Genomic DNA, 19396 nt, shown 5'->3' with positions numbered 1-19396 from the left:
TAGGAATAACTGATGCAATTATTGTCTTTAACTTTGGACGGCTTCAAGTCCTTTGCCCAAAAAACAACAATTAAATTTGAACCCGGGATGACAGGGATTGTTGGTCCAAACGGTAGTGGAAAGAGTAATATTATCGAAGCTATTCAATGGGTAATGGGTGAACAGTCGGCTCATCATTTACGGGGAGATCGGATGGCTGATGTTATCTTTAATGGGTCATCAGATCGTAAACCCTTAAACCGGGCCCTAGTTTCGATTACGCTAGATAATAGTGACCATTATTTAGCTAGTGAATTTACGGAACTCACTATTACTCGTAAAATATACCGCAATGGTGATAGTGAGTACTTAATCAATGATCAAAACGTCCGCCTAAAGGACATTACAGATTTATTCATTGATTCTGGATTAGGCCGAGAATCCTTTTCTATTATTTCCCAGGGACGGATTGAAGAAATTTTTAACGGTAAACCAATTGATCGGCGGGGAATTATTGAAACTGTCGCGGGAGTTGCTAAGTATAAAAAGAACAAAGAAACGGCTGAAAAGCGGCTTACTACGACGATGGAAAACCTCAACCGGGTAAATGACATTATTAGTGAGCTAGAAAAGCAGATTGAACCCCTGGAAGAACAAAGTGCGATTGCTCAAGATTACTTGGAACAAAAGAAACAATTTGATGTGCTTGATCGGACACAAACAGTTCGTCATTATGATGAGTACTATGAAAAGTTAACCAAATTGAGTACCAAGCTCGATCAAGCGGGTGCGATGGTAAAAGACTATCAAGGACAAGCAGGTCATGATCAGCAGCAACTTGATAACTTGAAGCAAAAACGCCAACAACTAAACGCAACTAAGGATCGGCTCCAAGCAATCATCTTAAATCAAACGGAGGCAATTGCTAAGTATGAAAATCAGCAATCGGTTTCCAGTGTTCGTCGCGAGCAGCGTGAAAATGAACAGCGACGGTTAACTGCCCAACAGGCTGAACTCAATGCACGGTTAAAAGAGGTTAAGACAAGCCAACAGGCAAATGACCAGCAATTGACTAAGCAAAAAGCGCTGATTAATAGTCAGCAAGCTGAGTTTGAAGCGGCAAGAAAGATGAGTAGTGGTGAACGGATCGCTGCCCTGAAACAGCAAGTGGAGGATTTACGTAACCAACAAGTTAGTTTGATGCAGGAAAGAACAACGATTCACAATCAGCAATCTTTCTTGTCCCGTAATCATGAACAGGCGATGAGTCTTCAACGACAAAATGTCGAGGAACTTGACGCTACTAAGAACCAGCTTGCAGAGATTAATCAAGAATTTAACCGCTGCCAACAAGAAGCTGCCAATACTAAGAAAGACCTGCAGACGGTCAGCGAAAAATTAAACGCGGCTCAAGATCACCGTGAAAAACTCAATTACGAGTATCAAACCAAACAACGTGCTTGGTATGAAGCATTAGGGGATGTGCGGTCGCTTAAGTCACGAATTAACGCTTACCAGGCAATGGCTGATGAATATAGTGGCTATTACCGGGGAGTTCAAGAGGTTCTTCGGCAACGGCAACAATTTCCTGGATTAGCTGGAGCAGTCAGCGAATTATTTGATGTTCCTGCTAAGTACACGCAAGCGATTGAAACAGTATTAGGAAGTCAGCTTCAGCAATTAGTTGTTGATCGGCAAGCTACTGCCAAAGTAATTATTAACTTCTTGATTAAGACTCGTGCTGGCCGGGTAACTATTTTGCCACTCGATACGCTTAGTCACCGACGATCATTAAGTATTTGGTCGCAACTAACTAGTCTCCCTGGTTTTTTGGGTCGGGCCCCAGAACTTATTAAATTTGATCAAAAGTTTCAGATCATTGCTGACCACTTACTAGGAACAACAGTTATTGCTGACAACCTTGATCATGCGACTGAGATTGCTCGCGCAGGTCGTCATATGGTACGGGTAGTAACTCTTGATGGTCAGTTGATCAATGCTAGTGGAGCGATGACGGGGGGAGCCACTCGTAATCAACGAACGGGACTCTTAAGTCAAAAGCAAATGGCTAAGCAACTAGAAGAGGAACTAAAAAATCAGGAACAGCTTGCAGCAAGCTTAGAGCAAAAAATTGCTAAACTACAACAAGCACAAAAGGCGAATGAACAAGTAGTAGCTAATTATCAGCAACAAGTTCAGACTTTACAAGGTAAGTTTCATGAACAAGAAAGCAATTGTCAGTTGATCTCAAGTAAGCATGACACACTTACTAATCGGGTACAAATTTTAGAAACCCAAAATAAACAGCAAGATACTCAACATCAGGATTACGAATCACAAGTTCAGCAAAATAATGAACAAGCTGATAAAGTAAACCAAGAATTGATGCAAGTTGTTGCAAAGATTAAGCAAATCCTTACCCAGATTGATGAATTACAGAATGATGAGTCAAACCAGGCACGACAACTAGCACAAATGCAACAGAAAATTGCGGTGGCCGAAGAACGACTTCAACAATACCAACGCCAAAGTCAAGAGTATAACCGGCAACGGCGAGAAGTTGAGGAAAGTTTAGAAAAGGTTACGATTGCAATCGCTGAGCTGACGACTCAATCAGCTAGTCAATCAACCAGTGAGAAATCAACACAGACGGCCTTAAAAGATGCTAAAGAAGAACAAGCAAAAGCTAAAGTACAACTGGAAGATAATGCAGCTGCGCTTGAAGACCTTGAACAAAAGCTGTCACAAGCCGAAGCACATTATAACCGTCTGCAGGAACTTCAGCGGGCAGCCCTTGATGATCGTAATAACTTAAATGAGGAGCGTGTGAAATATGAATCAATGGTTGATCAAGCTCTTAATCGATTATCTGAGCAATATGCCATGACTATTGATGAGGCTCGCCAACAGATGAGTGACTTGGATGAAGCGACCTTGGCGACTCGGTTGAAGCTATTAAAGCGGGGATTGGACGATCTTGGTCAGGTTAATGTGGGAGCAATTGAAGAATATGAGCGCGTTCGTGAACGGTACGATTTCTTAAAGGGTCAACAAGATGACTTGCTTGCCTCACGAGCTCAGCTTAATCAGACGATGGGTGAGATGGATGCCCAAGTAAAGAAACGGTTTATTACGACCTTTAATCAGGTTTCACAGATGTTTGACGAGACGTTCCAGCAAATTTTCTCTGGTGGTCATGCTAAACTTGTCTTAACCGACCCTCATGACCTATTAACAACCGGGGTCGATATTATGGCCCAGCCACCAGGAAAGAAAAATCAGCACCTTTCATTGTTATCAGGTGGGGAACGGGCATTAACGGCGATCACCTTATTATTCGCTATTTTAAAGGTTCGCCCAGTTCCATTTGCAATTCTTGATGAACCAGAGGCTGCCTTGGATGAGGTTAATGTACAACGTTTTGCCCATTACCTCAGCAAATTTGGTACTGAAGGTCCACAATTTATCGTCATTACCCACCGGAAGGGAACGATGATGGATGCCGATGTGTTGTACGGGGTTACAATGCAAGAATCAGGAGTTTCAAAAATGGTATCAGTGGATGTTGTTGATACTTTACAAGAGAGTGATAATTAACTAATTTAGGAGGCTTCAAGTATGGGATTATTTGATATTTTCCGTCGTCATAAGAAAAAAGAAGAGGAAAAAAAGCCTGATAGTTCAAGTGCGGCTGTTCAATCTGAAATCGCGCATGAAGATGAATCAGCAGATACGACAAGTGCGGCGCCAGCTTCTGCACCAATTCATCCGGAACCGATAAATATTCCTCCTGCCGATAGCTATGAGGAAAAGATTAACCCGGATGGAACTCGCGAAACGCTTCATAACGGGGTTAAAGAGGAAAAAGAAGAGGGGACTAATGAGGAGAGTCACTCAGAAGAGGTAGCAGATTCAAGTATTTCTGAAGAAGAAGTACCATCATCTAGTACTCCTAATGAGACTACTTCTGCAGAAGAGTCGGCCTCGTCTAGTACTTCTGTAACTAAAGAGGCAGTTGAACCGACTGAACCTGTTGCAGAAGAAAAAACAGTTGAAGAACCAGTGATAACAACCGAAGAGAAACCGGCAGAAGATTCTTCGGCTGCTGAAGAATCAAATGAGACTGATAATTCTGAAGAAAATGATGGTGATGAGGAGCAACAACCTTCTCCTGAACCAGAAGAGGATCAAGAAACTGAGACGACGGTTAAGAAATATGATCGTGGGCTTGAGAAGTCCCGAACAGGCTTTGGAGCACGATTGAATAAGTTCTTGGCTAATTTCCGGCATGTTGACGAAGATTTCTTTGATGACCTTGAAGACATGTTGATTGAATCTGATGTCGGTTATGATATGGCAATGAAACTCAGTGATGAATTGCGGGAAGAAGTAAAACTGCAAAATGCTAAGAACAAGCAGGATGTTTCAAACGTCATTATTGAAAAAATGGTCGAACTTTACGATGAAGCTGGTCAAGACGAAAATCCGGACTTAACGATGGCAAAGGAAGGCCCAACTGTTATTATGTTTGTCGGTGTTAACGGTGCCGGAAAAACAACAACGATTGGTAAGATGGCCGCCCTCTTTAAGAATCAAGGTAAGAAAGTTCTTCTGGCTGCCGCTGATACATTCCGGGCTGGGGCCACTGAACAATTAGATGTGTGGGCAAAACGTGACGGTGTGGACATCGTTACCGGACCGGAAAACGGTGATCCAGCGGCTGTTGTTTTTGATGCAGTAAAACGGGCAAAAGATGAAAACTATGACATCTTGTTTGTCGATACTGCTGGTCGGCTCCAAAATAAGGTTAACTTGATGAAGGAGTTAGCTAAGATGAAACGAATCCTTACTCGTGAAATCCCAGATGCTCCTCATGAAGTGTTGTTAGTCTTAGATGCAACGACTGGGCAAAACGCGCTTAACCAGGCTAAACTATTTAAGGAAAGTACCGATGTAACGGGAATTGTTTTAACAAAATTAGACGGAACTGCTCGGGGGGGAATTGTCCTTGCCATCCGTAATGAACTCCACCTACCAGTTAAGTATGTAGGGCTTGGTGAAAAGGTAGACGACCTCCAGAAATTTGATGCTGGCGACTTTGTTTATGGCCTGTTCAAGGGATTAGTCGAAGTTGACTAGGCAGGTGTGACGAAATGGAAATTGAAAAGAATTATCGGATAAATTCATTATTTGAGTTTTACCAACCCTTATTAACCAAAAAACAAAATGATTATTTAGAGCTTTATTACGGGGATGACTACTCATTAGGCGAAATTGCCGAGAATTTCCATGTTAGTCGTCAAGCCGTATATGATAATATAAAGCGCACAGAAAGCATATTAGAAGATTACGAGGCCAAATTGCATTTATATGCGGAATTTCAAGTTCGTAATCAACAGGCGGATCGAATTCAACGATACGTCCGGGAAAACTATCCAGATGATGCAACGCTTAATCATTTAGTAAATCATTTGGAAAGCTTGGAGGAAGAATAAAATGGCATTTGAAGGTTTAACAGATCGTCTGCAAAAGGCGATGGAAAAATTACGACGCAAACCCAAAGTTACGGAAGCTGATCTGCGGGAAACGATGCGTGAGATTCGGCTTGCCCTTTTAGAAGCCGATGTTAACTTTAAAGTTGTAAAAGATTTTGTAAAGACTGTCCGGGAAAAAGCAGCCGGGGCGGAAGTATTGAAAGGGTTAAATCCAGCCCAACAAATCGTTAAAATTGTTAATGATGAATTGACAAAACTAATGGGGGAAGAGGCAGTCCCTCTTAACAAAGCACCGCACATTCCAACTGTTATCATGATGGTTGGTCTTCAAGGGGCAGGTAAGACGACCACTGCCGGTAAATTAGCATTACGGTTAAAGAATGAAAATCACGCCCGGCCGATGTTTATTGCTGCTGACGTTTACCGGCCCGCTGCTATTACTCAGTTACAACAAGTCGCTGATCAGATCGATGTTCCTGTTTTTGAAAAGGGGACAGACGTTGACCCTGTTGAAATTGTTCGTGAAGGGATGGAAGTAGCCAAGAAAAATCATAATGATTATGTCATTATTGATACTGCTGGTCGGCTCCAAATTGATGAACAATTAATGGATGAGCTTGCAAACATTAAAGAACTAGTAAATCCGAATGAAATTTTGCTTGTTATTGATTCGATGACTGGTCAAAATGCAGTAAATACTGCTCAAGGGTTCGATGATAAACTTGATATCACTGGGGTGATCTTAACCAAGTTAGATGGTGATACCCGTGGTGGTGCTGCCATGTCAATTCGAGCAGTTACAGGTAAGCCGATCAAGTTTGTCGGTGAGGGTGAAAAGATGGAGGATCTTGATGTCTTCCACCCCGATCGAATGGCTTCACGGATTTTGGGTATGGGGGACATGATGACCCTAATTGAAAAGGCCCAAAAGAATTTTGATGAAGAACAAGCCCAAGAAACAATGGATAAAATGCGTGAAAACACATTTGACTATAATGATTTCTTGGCACAAATGGACCAGGTTACCAAGATGGGACCGTTGGAAAACATTATTAAGATGATGCCAGGGATGGCTAATAACCCGGCCTTGAAGAATCTTAATTTGGATCCTAAACAATTTGCTCATATCCGGGCCATTGTTCTTTCAATGACACCAGAAGAACGTGAAAATCCTGATTTAATGAATCCTAGTCGTCGTCGCCGTTTAGCAGCAGGTGCGGGACGACCAATTGTTGAAGTTAACCGGATGATTAAGCAATTTAACCAAATGCGTAAGATGATGAAGCAGGTTACAAACGGTAACTTCAATGGAATGCAAAATATGTTTGGTGGCCAAATGCCAGGTGGTAAGATGGGACAAATGGCCATGAACCGTATGGCGCGAAAGATGAAAAAAGACAAGCAAAAACGCATTAAAAAGCTTCGCAAATTACGAAAGAAAAAATAATTTCAAAAAATTTAAGCCTGTCAAGAAAAAATACTTTACATTCTATTTGAACACTGGTATATTATTATCTGTTAAAAGAAATCAGGGAGGTGCAGAGAATGTCTGTTAAAATTCGTTTAAAGCGCATGGGTTCAAAGAAGCGTCCATTCTACCGGATCGTTGTAGCTGACTCACGTGCCCCACGTGATGGTCGTTTTATTACTTCAGTAGGTACTTACAACCCATTGACTACTCCTAAGGAAGTCAAGTTTGATGAAGACGCTGTTATGGAATGGTTACAAAAGGGTGCTCAACCTTCAGATACTGTTCGTAACATGCTTCAAGCAGCTGGCGTTATGAAGAAGTACCACGAAGCAAAGTACGCTAAGAAGTAGTGATAATCAGTCATGGCTGAGACAGATATTGAGTCGTTAATTCGTAGTTTAGTTATTCCGCTATTGAAGCAGCCACAGGCATTGTCAATTACCCAAAAAGATGATGGACGTTATCATCGTTATATAATTGATGTTGCTCCCAATGATGTTGGCCGTCTAATTGGCCGACAGGGACACGTTGCCGCAGCATTGCGAACAATAGTCGAGGGTACTCAATCTCGGCGGGCTAACTCTAAGCGAGTCCGGTTATTAATTAATGACCATCGTCACTAAATTTAAAACTCCCACACTAATCTGTGGGAGTTTTTGTCTTTTCAGGAGGAATTTATGGAATATTATAATGTTGGTAAAATTGTAAATACTCATGGTGTTCGTGGAGAAGTGCGTGTATTAGCAACTACTGATTTTATTGATGAACGATTTGCCAAGGGAAATACCTTGTACTTACAACAATCAGGAGAACCTTTACCATTGACGATCGAAAGTGCTCGACAACATAAGGGCTTCGTTCTTGTTAAGTTTGTCGGCTACGATAATATCAATGATGTTGAACAATTCCGTGACCACGAATTAATGGTCAGTGCTGATGATCAACAGCCCTTAGACGATGGTCAATATTACTACCACCAGATTATTGGATTAGACGTCGAAACAACAGATGGCCGTCATCTGGGTAAAATTAAGGAAATTCTATCCCCTGGTGCGAATGATGTGTGGGTTGTTGAACGTCCGGAAAAACGGGATTTATTATTACCAGTGATTGATGATGTTGTTAAAAACGTTGATCTTAATAAAAATCTTGTAACAGTCGAATTAATGGAAGGACTTGAATAATGAGGATTGATATTTTAAGCTTGTTCCCCAATATGTTTCAAGCAACAATGGGGGAATCCATTATCGGGAAAGCACAAGATAATGGATTTATCGACATTAATGTGACCGATTTTCGTCAATATACTACCGATAAGCATAATCATGTTGACGATGCGCCATTTGGTGGGGGAGCGGGGATGCTTCTTCAAGCGCAACCGATTTTTGACGCAATGGATGCAATTCATGAACAAACGAAAGATCAGTATTCAAAGGGACGGGTTATTTTAATGGATCCCGCTGGTCGAAAGTTTGATCAAGCCTACGCCAAAGAGTTAGCCCAAGAAGATCACTTAACATTTATCTGCGGACATTATGAAGGATACGATGAACGAATTCGTAATTTAGTTACCGATGAAGCATCGCTTGGGGACTATGTATTAACAGGTGGAGAATTAGCAGCGATGGTGATGATTGATGCAACCGTCCGCTTTGTTCCTGGTGTCCTCGGCAATATGTCTTCACCAATGGGAGACTCATTTAGTAACGGTTTGCTAGAATATCCGCAATATACACGTCCGGCAGATTTTCGAGGAATGAAGGTACCGGAAGTTCTTACGAGTGGAAATCATCAGAAAATTAAAGAATGGCGGATGCGTGAATCGCTACGACGGACTCTTCACCGTCGACCAGACCTTTTAAAAACTGCTAAGCTCAGTCGGGAACAACAACTAATGTTAGAAGATATTAAGCTGGATGAAGATCCAACTGTTCCAGACTAAGGTGACGTGAATGAAAAAATTAATTAAACGATTATTTCTTAAGCAAAATCCGCGCGTTTATGAAGAAAAGGATGCGCAATTAACTCCTAGTTTACGAACAAGAGACTTAATTGGACTAGGAACTGGGATGGTAGTGGGCACGGCTATCTTTACTTTGCCAGGGATTGTTGCCGCTGAGCATACGGGTCCCGCGGTTCCATTGGCCTTCATTGTAGCCGCAATTGGTGCAGGATTATCGGCATTAGCCTATGCGGAAACGTCCTCAGTACTGCCTTTTGCTGGTTCCGCTTTTTCCTGGATCAATGTTTTGTTTGGTGAATTCTTTGGCTGGATTGCTGGCTGGGCCCTTTTAGCTGAGTATTTTATTTCAGTCGCCTTTGTTGCGTCTGGGTGGTCAGCTTATATGCAAGGCTTTCTCGGCAGCTTTGGGATTAATTTGCCCCATGCTTTAACTGGTGGCTTTGATCCACATACAGGGTCTTATATTGATATTCTGGCCGCCTTTGCAATTCTAATCGTTGGAATCTTAATTTCCCGCGGTGTCCATCAGGTTAGCCGGATTGAAAATATTATTGTTAGTGTAAAGCTATTGGTTATTTTAATGTTTATCGTTGTGGGCGCAACTGCAATTCATCCCCAAAACTATGTCCCATTTCTCCCCGCTCATCAACCAGGTACCACTTTTGGAGGCTGGCAGGGGATATTAGCTGGGACTGCGCAGATCTTTATTGCCTATGTCGGCTTTGATGCGATTGCAGCTAATACAGCTGAAACGATTAACCCGCAAAAGACAATGCCACGAGGATTGATCGGGACACTCTTACTAGGAACAGGCTTCTTTATTGCAGTTTCGCTCGTATTAGTGGGGATGTTTAAATATAGCCGTTATGCAAATAATGCGGAACCAGCAGCCTGGGCTTTAAGACAGTCTGGGCACTATATTACGGCGAACTTGCTTTCCGTTGTAGCGATTGTTGGTATTTTCTCGGCATTAATCGCAATTCTCTTAGCTTCCTCTCGACTAATTTATGCTTTTGGACGGGATGGATTACTACCAAAATCACTCGGACAAATCGATGATAAGCACGTCCCTAATCACGCATTATGGATGATTACTTTCCTGGCTATGATCTTGGGTTCTGTTTTCCCATTTACGTTCTTGGCAACCCTTGTTTCTGCGGGAACCCTGGTCGCATTTATTTTTGTTTCTCTGGGGATTTATGCTTTGCGTCCGCGGGAAGGGGTAGATTTGCCTGAAGCTCAGTTTAAGATGCCATTATATCCAGTACTTCCAGCTGTATCAGCAATCTTTTCAGCTGTGATCTTCTGGGGCCTAAATACTGATGCAAAAATTTTAATGGTTGGTTGGTTTGTGATTGGTTTGTTAATTTACTTTATCTATGGGATTCGTCATTCAATCATTAATAAAGAAACCCACTAATTTACCCTTGAAAGACAGCTGAAAACAATGTATAGTAGTTATTGGCTGTTTAGCTGTGAATAACGGTATTCCGCTGCCCGTCATACAGGACATGAATGTCGGCGAAAGGAAAGAAATATATTATGCGTCAAAATAAGTTAATCGAAAAGATTACTGCTAGTCAATTACGGGATGATATTCCAGAATTCCGTGCCGGTGATACTGTTCGTGTTCACGCTCGGATCGTTGAAGGTTCACGTGAACGTATTCAAATGTTCGAAGGTGTTGTTATCAAGCGCCACGGTGCTGGTATCAGTGCTACTTACACTGTACGTAAGATCAGTAACGGTGTAGGTGTTGAACGTACTTTCCCAGTTCACTCACCACGTGTTGACAAGATTGATGTTCTTCGTTACGGTCGTGTACGTCGTGCTAAGCTTTACTACTTACGTGAACGTACTGGTAAGGCTACTCGTATCGCTGAACGTCGTCGCGACAACTAGTAGTGCGGAACCCTTGTGTATCAAGGGTTCTTTTTTGTTTTAAATTAAAAAACTCACTACAATCATGATTGCAGTAAGTAGTCAAAGTAAATTAATTTTAAAAACCATTTTTCATCAATTGGGATGGAAGATTTTGATAGGTAGTGAGTTCGGTGATTAATTTAGTTCTTTAAATCGAAAAAGTCTCCCATTTCCTTTAAACTGTGGTCTTCTTTTGAACGGCCTTTATTAATAACGGCTGTTTGAATTTGGTGATAGAAAGTAAGCGCTTCTTCGTATGCTTCCTTATAAACCCTTAATTTGTCTTGAGTGGTAAGGTCCGGTGAACTTTGCACACAAGCTAAAGCAAACTTAGCAGGGTCGATTCGATACTTGGTTAAGTCCATTTCTTTCACTTCCTTTCCTTAGCAATAATTATAACAGCGGTGATAGATAAATACTGTTAAGAAGGCTTGCGTGAAATTTTCTTATTGCGTAGCTAGTTCTTTTATCTTATAGTTAAGACTAGAATTATCACTTGATGAGGTGACATGTGATGAATTACGAGGATCTGTTTCAAAAAATTGATAAGTGGGCGCATGAACGCGGGATTGACCACGCGGATCCACGTGTCGAATTTATGAAGATGGCAGAAGAGCTTGGCGAACTTTCTAGTGCGTATAATAAGGAAAATCAGGCTAAGCTTATCGATAGCATTGGTGACTTACAGATTGCACTGCTAATCTTTTGTAAATTAGTAGGCGTTGACCATCAACAAGCGCTTACCGCAGCTTATCAAGAAATTGCAAAGCGAACGGGTAAGACAACTGCCGATGGGGTATTCATCAAAGAAAGCGACCTTAAATCAAGAAATAAAAAGGAGAAATAGCTGTGAAATTTATTTCGTGGAACATTGATTCAATTAATGCAGCACTAACTGGAACCTCTGTACGGGCAGGGGAAACGCGGGAAGTATTAAAAAAGATTGCGGCAATGAAGCCAGATGTCATCGCCATTCAAGAGACTAAGCTATCAAAGAATGGCCCAACCAAGAAGCATTTGATGATTTTACAAGAATTATTCCCCAATTATGAAGTGGCATGGCGAAGTTCCGTTGAACCAGCACGGAAGGGGTATGCTGGGACCATGTACCTTTATTTAGCCCAATATGAGCCGAAAGTAACTTATCCTAAAATTAATGCACCAGAACCAATGGACGATGAGGGAAGAATCATTACCCTCGAATTCCCAGACTTTTATGTTACAGAAGTATATACACCAAATTCCGGTAATGGGCTTAAGCGGTTAGATGAACGACAAACATGGGATGATTGTTACCGGGACTACTTGCGTGAACTTGACCAACAAAAACCGGTAATCGCTAGTGGTGACTTTAATGTAGCTCATGAGGAGATTGATTTAGCCCATCCAGCGACCAACCATCATTCAGCTGGCTTTACTGATGAAGAACGTACGCATTTCTCAAAACTATTAGCTGCTGGCTTTACCGATAGTTTCCGGCACCTTCACCCCGACGAAAAGGGAGTTTATTCTTGGTGGGCACAACGGGTAATTACTAGTAAACAAAATAACTCTGGCTGGAGAATTGATTACTGGTTAGTCAGTGACCGGCTTGCTGATAAGATTACAGAAGCGGGGATGATCGATAGTGGAGAACGTCGCGATCATACGCCAATTATTCTAGAAATCGATCTTTAAATGAAAATAAGAGATTTGGAGCACCGACTTTGTCCCAAATCTCTTATTTTGTTATTTATTCCAAATAATATGGTGGTTATCATTCTTGGCAGTGTGGCCAATTACTTTTCCATTCAAGTAAACAGTAGTTGGGCAGCCTTTTTGAATATCTTTTTCAGATAACTTCTTAAGGTCGTTGTCTGCTAATGTGCCATACACACCATTTTGCAAATCTTGAATCAAAAGTGAACGACGGGCTTTAGATAATTGATAGATATCATTATTAACATCAATTTTAATCTTGTTGTCCCGCGAATAGGTAATATCCTTGATTGAAGAAAAGCCTTTGAATGTTTTGTCATTCTGTTCATATTGTTGACAGTTGCCTAAATAATCAGCAATATAACGGTTGGCTAAATCATTCTTTTCCTTTGTCATCTCAGCAGCATAGGCAACACTGGTTGATTGAAAAAAGGTAGTGCTAAGTCCAGTACTAGTTCCAACAGTAATACCGGCAAGAGCAAGGATAAGGCCTTTAGAAATTTTATTCATAATGTAAATCTCCTCATCAATAAATATCGTCCTCTTAATTATGATCATTTTAAGGGAAATAAACAAGGAAAAATAATTAAGAAAAAGATCAGTCAATTGAACTATCACCTCTATCTTCAAACTAGTGTATAATATTTACTAAACCTATTACTAAAAGAGGTGAAAAATAATGGCGACAATTAAAGAAATCGCGAAAAAGTCAGGGTACTCACCAGCAACGGTTTCGCGTCTTTTGAATAATGACCAAAATTTATCGATCAGTCCAAGTACCCGTAATAAGATAATGACGGTGGCTAACGAGCTTGGCTATTGGAATGATCATAAAAAGAATTCTCAGCAGCAACCAATTCGTCCTAATCTTGCTTTATTGTATCGGGTAAGCGGTAAAGAACAACTGCAAGATGAATATTTTACGTTTTTGCGAAATGCAATTATTAAAGAAGTCGATGAGGCGGGAGCACAGGTTGAGATCTTTAGTAATATCAAAGATTTAATTGCGGCGGCTGATTCGTTCCAAGGATTTATTGGCGTGGGGGCAGACCGGGTAACGCAAGACCAGCTTATCGAACTTCACCAATATTTACCGCATGGGGTTTTTGTTGATATTAATCCGATGCCGCAATTATTTGATTCTGTCCAGCCTAATCTTGAATTAACGATTCAGGATGCACTTCACCGTCTCACCCAAGCAGGCTATGAACGAATCGGTTTTATTGGTGGCAAAGGTCTTAACCTTAATAATGTCCAACAAGCTGATGCCCGTGAAATAGCCTTTCGTGAATTTACAGGGATGCAAGGGATAAAAGAAGCGCCATTATATGTGAATGGGCCTTTTAATGTAAAAAACGGTTATCAACTTGGTAAACGAGTCCTTGAGCAAAGCGGTGATAATTTACCGGAAGCTTTTATTATTGCCTCTGATACGTTAAGCGTTGGTGTTCTCCAAGCTTTCAATGAAGCAGGGGTAATTGTGCCACGTGATACGGTCGTGATAAGTATTAATAACAGTGAAGTTGCTAAGTATGTTTCACCGCCGTTAACGTCTTACAATATCAATCAAGAAACGCTTAGCCGGATGGCACTTAACCTTCTCCAAGATTTAATAACCCATCCCCAGCGTCCGCACGTTCATCTGACAGTAAATACCGATATTGTTTTTCGGAAAAGCTTTCCCGAAGAAAATAAGTAGCTAATCAGTATTCGTAGCAACGTTTCGTAGATTAGCTATTTTTTATATCCGTTTAGTAATGTTTTTACTTTTTAAATAAATATTTACTAAAAACAACTAAAGAATTATAATATATTTGTAAGCGATTGCAGAAAGTTGTAGTTTGGAGGTTGTAAATATGACACATAGCCATAAGCTCACGGGAAAACAGCTTGTTTCTCGTGCTTCGTTTTGCTTTGGTAATTTGGGGCACTCCGCATTTTATGGAGTAATGAGTACTTACTTTATTATCTTTGTAACAAGTGGAATGTTCGCAGGACTAAGTAAATCGGTTGCTAATAAACTAATTGGTTTGATTACCGGTTTGATTGTTTCTGTCCGAATTTTGGAGTTATTAATTGATCCATTATTAGGAAATATTGTTGATAATACGAAAACCCGGTGGGGAAAATTTAAGCCGTGGATTTTAATGGGAAATATTGTTAGTGCGATTTTATTGTTGATCCTCTTTACCGGAATCTTTGGCTTAGCAAAATATAATTGGGTTCTTTTTGCCATTCTATTTGTTATTATTTTCATTACGTTTGATATTTTCTACTCATTTTCTGATGTTTCATATTGGGGAATGGTACCCGCTTTAAGTGAAGATTCTGAAGAGCGGGGTGTTTATACTGCTCTAGGTGCCTTTGCGGGAACCCTTGGCTGGAATGGATTAACGATTATCGTGGTCCCGATTGTAACAACCTTTACTTATTTAGCTACTGGTCAACATCGCCAAGGGCCTGCTGGTTGGTTTGCTTTTGCTGCCATCATTTCGGCATTAGCTGTTATCTGTGCTGTGGTTGTTTGTGTTGGGACGAAAGAAAATTACAATGTGATCCGTAAGTCGGCTCAAGATAAGACAACTATTCGCGAAGTCTTTTCGGCAATTTTTCATAATGATCAAATCTTATGGCCAAGTTTGGCATATTTACTTTATTCATGTGCCTATGTTGTAACTAATGGTGTCCTTTTCTACCTTTACAAGTTTGTTATTGGTAAACCTGGTGAATTCTGGATTGTTGGGGTTATCGCGACAATTATCGGTTTTTGTACTAGTCCTCTTTATCCTATTTTGAATAAATTTATTCCGCGGAAATGGCTATTCATTGGTGGCCAAGTCTGCATGAGTTTAGCATATTTAATCTTTATTTTTGCCCGCTCTAATGTTTTAATGATGGACTTTGGATTAGTCTTGTTTAACATTAATTTTGCCCAATTGGTAACAGTTTTAACATTAACGGATGCAATTGAATATGGCCAATTAAAGTCTGGGCAACGAAATGAAGCGGTAGTTCTTGCTGTGCGACCAATGATTGATAAATTAACAGGGGCGATCTCAAATGGACTTGTCGGTTATATCGCAATCGCGGCCGGAATGACGGGGAGCGCAACTGCTGCTGACATGACAGGTCATGATATTCGGACTTTTGATAGCATGGCCTTTTATATCCCGCTGGTATTAGCTGTTTTGTCAATTTTTGTCTTCCTTTTTAAGGTGAAATTGAGTGAAGAAGTTCATGCGGAAGTAGTTGAAAAATTAAAGGACAAATTAGCACAAGGAGAACTGACAAGTGAAGCGTTGCCATCATCAACTGGTCTTAAAGAAGAAACGATTTATGCGCCAACAGATGGAGAATTAGTCGCCATGAAAGAAGTTGTCGATCGTGATGGTCAACCGTTCCCCGGCAAAGGCTTTGCAATTAAGCCAACAGGTGATAAATTGTATGCCCCATTTGACGGAAAGATTAACTTTACGTTTGGCACCCGTCATGCGTTTGGCATTACTTCTGACAAAGGATTAGAAATAATTGTTCATATTGGTGTCGGGACCGTAAATATGCGTGGTGCAGGATTCAATGCTCATTATGATGACGGCCAAGTCGTTAAAAAGGGACAGCTACTCTTTGATTTTGATCGTGAATTGATTAGACAAAGCGGATATGAAGATTGGGTAATTACTTTCTTTGCGCAACCGCATAATATTGAAGCAGCTAATGGCTTTACTCCCGGAAAGACCGTTAAACATGGCGATAAGGTAGTAACAGTAGAATTTAAATAAGGTGAGAAAATGATAAAGAGAGAATTACCTCATTTCTTATATGGTGGCGACTATAATCCCGAACAGTGGCCAGAAGAAACGTGGGTTGAAGATATTAAAGTATTTAAACAGGCAGATATAAATTCCGCCACGATCAATGTTTTTTCATGGGCTTTGCTTGAACCGCAGGAGGGAAAATACGATTTTACCAAGCTTGATAAGATTATCAAAGAATTAACGGCGGCTGATTTTGATATTGTTCTTGCTACCTCAACCGCCGCGATGCCCGCTTGGATGTTCAAAAAATATCCAGATGTTGCGCGGGTTGACTACCAAGGACGCCGCCATGTATTTGGTGCTCGGCATAACTTTTGTCCAAGTAGTCAAAACTATCGACGTTTAGCTAAAAATCTTGTTGAACAGCTTGCTAAAAGGTATGGCGATAATCCGCATATTGTTGTTTGGCATGTTAATAATGAATATGGTGGCAATTGTTATTGTGAAGAATGCCAAACAGAATTTCGGCAATGGCTAACGGCACGCTATCAAACTTTGGATAACCTTAACGATGCCTGGAACATGAACGTTTGGAGTCATACAATTCATGATTGGGATGAGATTGTTGTACCCAATGAACTTGGTGATGCTTGGGGCCCAGAAGGATCAGAAATAATTGTCGCCGGCCTTTCAATTGATTATTTACGTTTTCAATCGACCCAAATGCTTGATTTATTTAAAATGGAAAAGCAAATCATCGAAAAATATGATCCAACGACCTTAGTCACTACTAACTTTCATGGTCTGCCCAATAAAATGATTGATTATCAGCAGTGGGCGAGTGCGCAAGACATCATATCATATGATAGTTATCCGGCTTATGATGCGCCGTTTTATCAACCAGCATTCCTATATGATTTGATGCGTTCCTTAAAACACCAGCCGTTTATGTTGATGGAGTCGACACCATCCCAAGTTAATTGGCAACCATATAGCCCATTAAAACGTCCAGGACAGATGGCGGCCACTGAATTACAGGCAGTTGCGCATGGTGCGGATACCGTTCAATTTTTCCAGTTGAAGCAGGCACTGGGCGGATCAGAAAAGTTTCATGGTGCCGTGATTAGTCACGCCAACCGGACTGATACCCGGGCATTTAAGGAAGTGGCGAAATTAGGTCATGATTTAAGAAAAGTGGGCCCGGTTATTAAGAATTCTCAGACTAAAGCGCGGGTGGCCCTTATCTTTGACTGGAGTAATTTCTGGTCTTTTGAGTATGTCGATGGTATTACTCAGGACCTAAAATATGTACCAATTATTCTTGATTATTACCGGCAATTTTATGAGCTAAATATTCCGACTGATGTAATTTCCGTTGACGATGATTTTAGCCAATATGATCTTATAGTCGCCCCCGTTCTTTACATGATTAAGGATGGCTTAGGCAAAAAAATTACGGATTATGTTGCTAACGGTGGTAATTTTATTACTAGTTTTATGTCCGGAATGGTAAAAGAATCCGATAATATTTATCCAGGCGGTTATCCTGGACCATTAAAAGATGTAATGGGGCTGTGGGTTGAAGAAAGTGATGCAATCTTACCCGATAAAGATATTAAATTAGCAATGACGACTGGGGATGAATTAACGGGACATTTGATAGCGGACTTAATTCGCCTTAATGGAGCCCATGTCTTGGCTAAATACGCTAGTGAATTTTACGCTGGGACTCCCGCGGTAACCGAGAATACCTATTCAAAGGGGAAAGCATGGTATGTTGGTAGTCGCCTTGACCATGCTAGTCTCCGTAAGATCATTATGCATATTGTTGATGATATGCACCTTTCTGCGTTAGTTAAAGAGCCAACAGAATTGGAGATAACGAAACGCCAAAATTCAGCAGGTCAGGATATTTACTTTGTCCTTAATATGGGAAAGAGTAAACAGCCATTGCCAGTAGAATTTCAAAAGGGTTATCGAGACCTTTTGACTGACACTTCACCTGAAACGATGCTTGATTCGTGGGATGTTGAGATCTTGGTTCAAGAATAAAAAAAGATAAGACTGAGAAATGGAATTTCCTTAGGCTTATCTTTTTTAATTTACTCTCGTCAATAACTTCTTTGCTACCAACTTCAACATCTTTCGAGTATGCTTATCTGCTAATTCATCGATTTCGTTTTGCGCTTTTTGTGTAAACTTAGTAGCAATCTCTTGTGCCTGTTTAACACCGCCATGAGTGACAACAATCTTTTGGACTTTTTCCATATCTTCAATCGTCATTTGGCGTTTCTTGGCAAGTAACGGTTCTAATTCATGACGATGATTTTGTAAGGTTAAAAGAAGGGGGAGGGAGTAAACACCGGTTGCTAAATCCTCCAAAACGGGCTTGTTAAGACGTTCATCCCCTGAATAATCAAGGATATCATCTAATATCTGGAAGCTAATCCCAATGTTTTGGCCAATTCGTTTGGCTAAATTGATGGTCCGATGATCGGCATGACCAAAATAGGCTCCTTCTTCAGCGGCAAGACTAAAAATGGCAGCCGTTTTGCCGTTTACATTGCGATAATAATCGAGTAATGATTGATCAAGATCAAAGCGATTATCCATTTGTCCTAGTTCTCCAGTAAGAATTCTGCGCATCGTCCGAGCATTTCGTGTCAAGTAGGCTGACCCGGTCATTGTTTCTACGAGGAGATCAAAGAAGATAGTAAAAAGGAAGTCTCCAGTATAGACAGCCGTATCTTTACCAAAGGCGGCTTGGACACTGACAGCTCCACGACGCTTAGGTGAATCATCAATAATATCGTCATGGATCAAAGTAGCCATGTGTAAAACCTCAAGTGAAGCAGCAATTTTAATTAATTTTTCTTGCTCCGCTACAGTTTGATGATTGATATTTGCAAATAAAAGGAAAAACACTGGACGAAGATATTTACCACCATTTGAAGCCATCTGTTGCAAGGCGTCGTGTAGCTGGGTGTTTTTAATTGTAATCCGGTCATTAATTATTTGATTTACTTTACCTAGAGCGTTATTAATCGCCGGATAGGTATGGAAAAAATGTTGTTTCATTAATCGATAATTCCTTTGTTATGGTGTACCATCT

At 40.8% G+C, this 19396-nt stretch carries 18 protein-coding genes; 15 read left to right on the top strand and 3 right to left on the bottom strand.

Annotated features, from left to right (window positions below; translation table 11 throughout):
- The first annotated feature begins 12 nt into the window (after window positions 1–12).
- The 10 genes from smc (at window position 13) to rplS (ending at window position 10810) form a co-directional block, all read left to right on the top strand.
- Entirely contained in the window at window positions 13–3576 is a 3564-nt protein-coding gene (gene smc / locus H5S10_RS09720; protein WP_182589412.1) for a chromosome segregation protein SMC, read from the top strand.
- Between the two features lie 21 nt (window positions 3577–3597).
- Complete coding sequence (ftsY, locus tag H5S10_RS09715; protein WP_182589411.1) at window positions 3598–5118, top strand: signal recognition particle-docking protein FtsY; 1521 nt, start codon at window positions 3598–3600, stop codon at window positions 5116–5118.
- 14 nt (window positions 5119–5132) lie between these two features.
- The gene (locus tag H5S10_RS09710; RefSeq protein WP_003663818.1) at window positions 5133–5474 is read left to right on the top strand and encodes a putative DNA-binding protein; all 342 of its coding nucleotides are present in this window, start codon (window positions 5133–5135) and stop codon (window positions 5472–5474) included.
- Between the two features lies 1 nt (window position 5475).
- Complete coding sequence (ffh, locus tag H5S10_RS09705; protein ID WP_019252466.1) at window positions 5476–6921, top strand: signal recognition particle protein; 1446 nt, start codon at window positions 5476–5478, stop codon at window positions 6919–6921.
- Window positions 6922–7019: 98 nt separating this feature from the next.
- Window positions 7020–7295, top strand: a complete 276-nt coding sequence (gene rpsP / locus H5S10_RS09700; RefSeq protein ID WP_003663816.1) for a 30S ribosomal protein S16 — start codon at window positions 7020–7022, stop codon at window positions 7293–7295.
- 12 nt (window positions 7296–7307) lie between these two features.
- Window positions 7308–7568, top strand: coding sequence for a KH domain-containing protein (locus H5S10_RS09695; RefSeq protein WP_003668367.1), 261 nt, complete (start codon window positions 7308–7310; stop codon window positions 7566–7568).
- Window positions 7569–7622: 54 nt separating this feature from the next.
- The gene (gene rimM, locus H5S10_RS09690; RefSeq protein WP_182589410.1) at window positions 7623–8129 is read left to right on the top strand and encodes a ribosome maturation factor RimM; all 507 of its coding nucleotides are present in this window, start codon (window positions 7623–7625) and stop codon (window positions 8127–8129) included.
- Entirely contained in the window at window positions 8129–8887 is a 759-nt protein-coding gene (trmD, locus tag H5S10_RS09685; protein WP_003663813.1) for a tRNA (guanosine(37)-N1)-methyltransferase TrmD, read from the top strand. Before rimM ends, trmD begins: the two co-directional genes overlap by 1 nt.
- A 10-nt stretch (window positions 8888–8897) precedes the next feature.
- Window positions 8898–10328: an APC family permease gene (locus H5S10_RS09680; protein ID WP_182587547.1), complete on the top strand. Its 1431-nt coding sequence runs from the start codon at window positions 8898–8900 to the stop codon at window positions 10326–10328.
- Window positions 10329–10450: 122 nt separating this feature from the next.
- Window positions 10451–10810: a 50S ribosomal protein L19 gene (gene rplS / locus H5S10_RS09675; RefSeq protein ID WP_003675625.1), complete on the top strand. Its 360-nt coding sequence runs from the start codon at window positions 10451–10453 to the stop codon at window positions 10808–10810.
- A 161-nt stretch (window positions 10811–10971) separates the two neighbouring features.
- On the opposite strand, the gene H5S10_RS09670 is transcribed toward rplS, so the two are convergent.
- Complete coding sequence (locus H5S10_RS09670; protein ID WP_003665689.1) at window positions 10972–11196, bottom strand: hypothetical protein; 225 nt, start codon at window positions 11194–11196, stop codon at window positions 10972–10974.
- A gap of 149 nt (window positions 11197–11345) precedes the next feature.
- Between H5S10_RS09670 and H5S10_RS09665 the strand changes: the two genes are divergently transcribed.
- Both H5S10_RS09665 and H5S10_RS09660 read left to right on the top strand, forming a co-directional pair.
- A complete protein-coding gene (locus H5S10_RS09665) occupies window positions 11346–11678 on the top strand; it encodes a MazG-like family protein (RefSeq protein ID WP_182587664.1) in 333 nt (110 codons plus the stop codon).
- A gap of 2 nt (window positions 11679–11680) precedes the next feature.
- The gene (locus H5S10_RS09660; RefSeq protein WP_182587544.1) at window positions 11681–12508 is read left to right on the top strand and encodes an exodeoxyribonuclease III; all 828 of its coding nucleotides are present in this window, start codon (window positions 11681–11683) and stop codon (window positions 12506–12508) included.
- Between the two features lie 51 nt (window positions 12509–12559).
- On the opposite strand, the gene H5S10_RS09655 is transcribed toward H5S10_RS09660, so the two are convergent.
- Complete coding sequence (locus H5S10_RS09655; RefSeq protein WP_094500867.1) at window positions 12560–13039, bottom strand: hypothetical protein; 480 nt, start codon at window positions 13037–13039, stop codon at window positions 12560–12562.
- Between the two features lie 169 nt (window positions 13040–13208).
- Between H5S10_RS09655 and H5S10_RS09650 the strand changes: the two genes are divergently transcribed.
- The 3 genes from H5S10_RS09650 to H5S10_RS09640 all read left to right on the top strand — a co-directional run bounded on the left by H5S10_RS09650 (window position 13209) and on the right by H5S10_RS09640 (window position 18336).
- A complete protein-coding gene (locus tag H5S10_RS09650) occupies window positions 13209–14228 on the top strand; it encodes a LacI family DNA-binding transcriptional regulator (protein ID WP_182589409.1) in 1020 nt (339 codons plus the stop codon).
- A 157-nt stretch (window positions 14229–14385) separates the two neighbouring features.
- Window positions 14386–16308, top strand: coding sequence for a PTS sugar transporter subunit IIA (locus H5S10_RS09645; protein WP_182589408.1), 1923 nt, complete (start codon window positions 14386–14388; stop codon window positions 16306–16308).
- A 9-nt stretch (window positions 16309–16317) separates the two neighbouring features.
- The gene (locus H5S10_RS09640; protein WP_182589407.1) at window positions 16318–18336 is read left to right on the top strand and encodes a beta-galactosidase; all 2019 of its coding nucleotides are present in this window, start codon (window positions 16318–16320) and stop codon (window positions 18334–18336) included.
- Between the two features lie 45 nt (window positions 18337–18381).
- Here the strand turns inward: H5S10_RS09640 and H5S10_RS09635 are convergent, their stop codons facing one another.
- Window positions 18382–19362, bottom strand: a complete 981-nt coding sequence (locus H5S10_RS09635; protein ID WP_182589406.1) for a polyprenyl synthetase family protein — start codon at window positions 19360–19362, stop codon at window positions 18382–18384.
- Window positions 19363–19396: the final 34 nt, after the last annotated feature.

It is taken from the genome of Limosilactobacillus balticus (assembly GCF_014145615.1).
Taxonomy (GTDB): domain Bacteria; phylum Bacillota; class Bacilli; order Lactobacillales; family Lactobacillaceae; genus Limosilactobacillus; species Limosilactobacillus balticus.
The sequence above is the reverse complement of the archived record's forward strand: the minus strand, read 5'-3'. Positions and strand labels throughout refer to the sequence as shown.

Coding starts and splice junctions, on each gene's coding strand:
- H5S10_RS09655 (WP_094500867.1), bottom strand. CDS start 13,039: ATGAATAAAATTTCTAAAGGCCTTATCCTTGCTCTTGCCGGTATTACT.
- H5S10_RS09670 (WP_003665689.1), bottom strand. CDS start 11,196: ATGGACTTAACCAAGTATCGAATCGACCCTGCTAAGTTTGCTTTAGCT.
- H5S10_RS09710 (WP_003663818.1), top strand. CDS start 5,133: ATGGAAATTGAAAAGAATTATCGGATAAATTCATTATTTGAGTTTTAC.
- rplS (WP_003675625.1), top strand. CDS start 10,451: ATGCGTCAAAATAAGTTAATCGAAAAGATTACTGCTAGTCAATTACGG.
- H5S10_RS09650 (WP_182589409.1), top strand. CDS start 13,209: ATGGCGACAATTAAAGAAATCGCGAAAAAGTCAGGGTACTCACCAGCA.
- rimM (WP_182589410.1), top strand. CDS start 7,623: ATGGAATATTATAATGTTGGTAAAATTGTAAATACTCATGGTGTTCGT.
- H5S10_RS09695 (WP_003668367.1), top strand. CDS start 7,308: ATGGCTGAGACAGATATTGAGTCGTTAATTCGTAGTTTAGTTATTCCG.
- H5S10_RS09665 (WP_182587664.1), top strand. CDS start 11,346: ATGAATTACGAGGATCTGTTTCAAAAAATTGATAAGTGGGCGCATGAA.
- trmD (WP_003663813.1), top strand. CDS start 8,129: ATGAGGATTGATATTTTAAGCTTGTTCCCCAATATGTTTCAAGCAACA.
- ftsY (WP_182589411.1), top strand. CDS start 3,598: ATGGGATTATTTGATATTTTCCGTCGTCATAAGAAAAAAGAAGAGGAA.
- H5S10_RS09680 (WP_182587547.1), top strand. CDS start 8,898: ATGAAAAAATTAATTAAACGATTATTTCTTAAGCAAAATCCGCGCGTT.
- ffh (WP_019252466.1), top strand. CDS start 5,476: ATGGCATTTGAAGGTTTAACAGATCGTCTGCAAAAGGCGATGGAAAAA.
- H5S10_RS09635 (WP_182589406.1), bottom strand. CDS start 19,362: ATGAAACAACATTTTTTCCATACCTATCCGGCGATTAATAACGCTCTA.
- H5S10_RS09645 (WP_182589408.1), top strand. CDS start 14,386: ATGACACATAGCCATAAGCTCACGGGAAAACAGCTTGTTTCTCGTGCT.
- smc (WP_182589412.1), top strand. CDS start 13: ATGCAATTATTGTCTTTAACTTTGGACGGCTTCAAGTCCTTTGCCCAA.
- rpsP (WP_003663816.1), top strand. CDS start 7,020: ATGTCTGTTAAAATTCGTTTAAAGCGCATGGGTTCAAAGAAGCGTCCA.
- H5S10_RS09640 (WP_182589407.1), top strand. CDS start 16,318: ATGATAAAGAGAGAATTACCTCATTTCTTATATGGTGGCGACTATAAT.